A 4,297-nucleotide genomic window follows, 5' to 3' on the forward strand; every position below is an offset into this window, starting at 1 on the left:
AGAATAAAAAAGCTGAAAAATTTAGTTTATTATTAAATAAATTTACTTTAGTTGCTCCTATCCTTGCATTTATTATTTTTTCTGTACTTTTAAGCACTACCCTTAAAGGAAAATTTATGGAAAGAAGCTCTCATGCAATGATTCTCACTTTTTTATGGTTGTTGTTCACCAGAATCTATATTTTTCTGATGAGCCTGAAACCGCCCAAATCCATTAGTTTATGTTTAGTTATAAATGGTATTTTTTTATTATCACTTATCATTTTTATTACACCTTTAGATAGATACGTCACTTATTTATATAATCCTTTGGAATACTGGACTTATTTTATAGGTATATTGGAAGGCATTATTTTCTACATCGGGTATTTTCCCAAGAAAAATAACAATATTTATTTTTATCGCAATAAATTGTAATAAGTTACCATCCTAGCTACTGAGTATGTACATTTACTTTTTCATGCAAAAAAGATAAACGAAACAGCTTTTCTCCATGATAACAAGATAATTCATACATTTATTTGCAATTAAAGAAACCACGTCTACAGGCGTGGTTTCTTTTTTAGCGTCTTTTCTTTTAGACGCATCCGATTTTTCCCATCTTGACATATTGATAGCAAAGGACATACCTCGCACTTGGGATTTCTTGCCGTGCAATGATATCTACCGAAAAAAATCAGTGTATGATGTGTCTTTACCCATAATTCTTGTGGTACTTTCCGCATCAGTGTTTCTTCTACTTCCATGACCGTAGCATCTAGTTTGCAGATCCTCAGGCGTTTTGAGACACGTTCCACGTGGGTATCTACTGCGATTGCTGGTATCCCGAATGCATCCCCCAATACGACATTTGCTGTCTTTCTGCCTACACCAGGAAGAGACATCAATTCTTCTCTTGACGTTGGCACTTGCCCATCGAAACGTTCAATCAGCTGCTGTGCACACGCTTTGATGTTTTTTGCTTTATTTCGATACAAACCAATCGTTTTTATTTTAAGAATGATTTCATCGATTGAAGCTTCTGCTAACGCATCGGGTGTCGGAAAAGAGGCAAACAAATCTGGCGTTGCTTTATTCACTGATACATCTGTCGCCTGGGCACTTAAGATCACTGCAATCAATAACTCAAATGGATTATTGTGCTTGAGTTCTCCATGTGCTTCGGGAAACATTCCATACATCGTTTCTAGAGCTTCCATTGTTTTTTGTTTGCTTAACATATTCCGCTACTCCTCCAACCAATTTTTCAGTGAGACTTTCGGCAATTCTTCTTGTTGAGCTGACTGTTCTACTTCTCTTTGAAGAAGCTGCTGTTTTCTTCGTTTTTGGTCTTCTTCCACTTGTTGTTTTGTACGTAGATTTTTTCTTTCCCACGATAGCAAAATGCGGTCAACGTAATTAAAACTATAAGCCTGATTTAATATGGCTTCCCGCAGTGCTAGCTTCAAAATTTCCGGCTGATAATGGTCTTCTTCTATCCATTGTCCGATCCGCTGGAACTCGATCGAAGAAAGCGGGCGTCCAAATTCTTGTTCAAATAATTGATACACTGACTGGATTTCTTTTTCTTGTGTTTTTTCTTCGTATTTTTTTTCTTGTGTTTTTAAATACTCACCTAATAGATCATAGATGGGGTAAAGATTATATCGATCTGCTTTTTTACCGTTGACAATCGTCGTTTCTATCTTGATAAACCCATTTGTTACGAGACGATCCAGTATTTGAAAAATCTGATCTTGCTTGATTCCCATATCCATAGCAATCATCTGCAAATCAGGGAAAGTATCTCCTTCAAGCTGTGCCATATGCAACTGTAGAACAAATAAAAATTCTTCAGATTGTAGACCGATCCTATGGTAATTTTTAAGTAAAAGATTAGATATAACTGTTTGTCCAGCGCTTAAGTAATTTTCTAAATTCAACATGATTTCTCCTCCGCTCAATCACAGTATACGTAAAAAAAACATGGGAAGCAAGAACAGGTTTCTTTTCTATTTACTTCACTGATCGGTCAGATTTACAATGTCGTCTACTTGATTTTTGTTTGTTCATGTTTTTGATGCGCATCTTCACTTTTCAGAATAAATAAATCAAGTAGATTTCGCTGTTCCTTAGAATGTTGACAAGGAAACAAAATTACTATACACTATTTTTGTTTCCAAGTTAACATTATTGCATAAAGGAGTTTTTACATGTACAGTTTCACAAATAAACATTCTAAAGTTTTTGGATACGTCTCTGTCTTATTCACTGGATTAGGATTTACTATCGTCAGTCCTGTACTTCCGTTTTTAACGCTGCCTTATTCTCACTCCATACATCAGCAAGCTTTCTATATCACTTTGCTCATGTCTGTTTATGCTCTAGCTGCCTTCTTATCTGCCCCCATTCTCGGTAGCTTAAGTGATCATTTTGGGCGTCGTCCGATCCTTATTATCAGTTTATTAGGATCAAGTATCGGATATTTGCTTTTTGGTTTAGGAAATTCGATATGGATGTTGTTCCTTGGTCGTATCATTGAAGGATTGACGGCAGGAGAAATCTCCACCTTATATGCTTACTTTGCCGACATCACGGAACCTAATGAAAGAACCAAAGTTTTTGGATGGATGGGTGCTTTAGTCGGTATAGGAACAACGCTGGGTCCTATTATAGGGGGTCTATTAGCTGAGTTGGGGAATTCTGTTCCTATATTTATTGGAGCACTCTTTACTTTCTTAAATGCCGTTTATGGCTACACATTTATGCTAGAAAGCCTTCCAATAAAAAAACGTTCAGTAGATTTAAGTTTCTCCCATGTAAGACCTTTTCACCAATTACAACAATTATTCAAGATTTCATCCGTTATTCCTTTATTGACAGCAGGTTTTGCTGTTTGGTTGGCAGCTGGCTCTCTTCAATCTATCTTTTCTCAATTTTCGATTGACGCCTTTCAGTGGAAGGCTGGGTTGGTTGGTTTAAGCTTCTCTTTGATTGGAATCTTGGATACTGTCTCGCAATTGTTCATTATGCCTCGATTGCTCAAAAAATTTTCAGAACAGCAGATCACAAGAATAGGGATGTTCAGTGAAATCCTCGCCTATCTATTCATCACATTATCTGGAATTCTTCTACTGCCGATTTTGTTTTTATTTGGGATTATCTGTTATGGTTTCGGTGATTCTATTTTTACTCCTGTATTCAATGGCCAACTATCCAATTCTGTCTCAGATAACCAGCAAGGTCTTGTAATGGGCGGTACCCAAAGTATACAATCTCTATCGCGCGTCATCGGCCCGCTAATCGCAGGACAGCTTTATGCTGCAGCACCATTTCTTCCAACGGTATTCGGATTTTTGCTTATGATTTTTGCCTATTATCACTACAATAAAAAATAGTAGCTTCATTTGCTACTTCGTATAAATTCTCTGTATCGACCGATAAAACGAAATACTGTGTCAAATTCTTCTTTTGACATATTTTCAAATACAGTAGCATCTCGCTGTACCCATTTTTGATGGAGTTGCTCGTGTCTATTCCTTATTTTTTGTCCGATTGGCGTCAATTGAAAATAGATTTCTTTTTTATTCTCTTCGCTTTGATAAGTGTTTATGATCCCTCTAGCTATCAGTTTTTTTGTTAGCTTACTGATGGCTCCTCTAGTCATATAACTAGCATTCGCTAATTTTGTCACGTTAGGATCAGGGATTTTCCCGATATGTTCAATCACTTCTAGTTCATTTAGAGTAAATCCTGCAAATTCTTTTTCCATTTCTGGTTTATTACGATGAATAATCTCATTAGCTAAATCCAGATATTCTTCTATTAGCAGTTGTCTTTTATCCATTTCTACACCTTCTTTTTCTTTCATTATATTGTTTTTTTGTTTCCTATTCAACAAAGATAAAAATATTTTGCAGGAAAACCCAATCTGAAACCAAGAAAAAAAGGGGTTGACAAAGCTTGTCATAACCCCTTTTTCTGATTAAAAGATAGTAAAGAGACAGTCATCGGTAATTGTGATGATTTTTTGTCATCACTTAAGGATGAGCAGCCTTTTCAAAAACTGTCTTTAAAGATCATCATCAGTTTCTAGCACATACGGCTGACCTTCATATGTGTACTCTGTATTCAATGTGCCGTCATTTTCATCTGAGTAGATGCGTCTACTGAAAGGAAAACGATGAGAAACATTATCTTTGGCGTCTTTTGCTGGCATCGTGTAATATTCCTCTTGCGTTTCATTCAACTGAGAGAGTACTTGATCTGCCAACTCATCAATATTGATCGTTGATTTCTTCGAAGCACTTTTATAATCT

6 protein-coding genes are annotated in these 4,297 nt (G+C 36.1%); 2 read left to right on the top strand and 4 right to left on the bottom strand.

Annotated features, from left to right (window positions below; genetic code table 11):
* The coding region (locus RG571_RS11680) for a hypothetical protein (RefSeq protein WP_308947813.1) at positions 1-416 on the top strand (416 nt) is incomplete at its 5' end.
* Between the two features lie 125 nt (positions 417-541).
* Here RG571_RS11680 and nth read toward each other — a convergent pair.
* A complete protein-coding gene (nth, locus tag RG571_RS11685; RefSeq protein WP_002295825.1) occupies positions 542-1,219 on the bottom strand; it encodes an endonuclease III in 678 nt (225 codons plus the stop codon).
* Positions 1,220-1,225: 6 nt separating this feature from the next.
* Positions 1,226-1,924 carry a DnaD domain-containing protein gene (locus tag RG571_RS11690; protein ID WP_258430689.1) on the bottom strand — a complete coding sequence of 233 codons (699 nt, stop codon included), beginning with the start codon at positions 1,922-1,924 and terminating at the stop codon, positions 1,226-1,228.
* Between the two features lie 267 nt (positions 1,925-2,191).
* On the opposite strand from RG571_RS11690, the gene RG571_RS11695 reads away from it, so the two are divergent.
* Positions 2,192-3,376, top strand: coding sequence for a tetracycline resistance MFS efflux pump (locus RG571_RS11695; protein ID WP_002297435.1), 1,185 nt, complete (start codon positions 2,192-2,194; stop codon positions 3,374-3,376).
* A gap of 5 nt (positions 3,377-3,381) precedes the next feature.
* Here RG571_RS11695 and RG571_RS11700 read toward each other — a convergent pair whose 3' ends face one another.
* Positions 3,382-3,825, bottom strand: coding sequence for a MarR family winged helix-turn-helix transcriptional regulator (locus RG571_RS11700; RefSeq protein WP_002289545.1), 444 nt, complete (start codon positions 3,823-3,825; stop codon positions 3,382-3,384).
* Positions 3,826-4,050: 225 nt separating this feature from the next.
* A partial coding sequence (locus RG571_RS11705; protein ID WP_200780345.1) for a DUF5960 family protein occupies positions 4,051-4,297 on the bottom strand: 247 nt, incomplete at its 5' end.

The organism is Enterococcus sp. FR204 (genome assembly GCF_031143325.1).
Lineage (GTDB): Bacteria > Bacillota > Bacilli > Lactobacillales > Enterococcaceae > Enterococcus_B > Enterococcus_B faecium.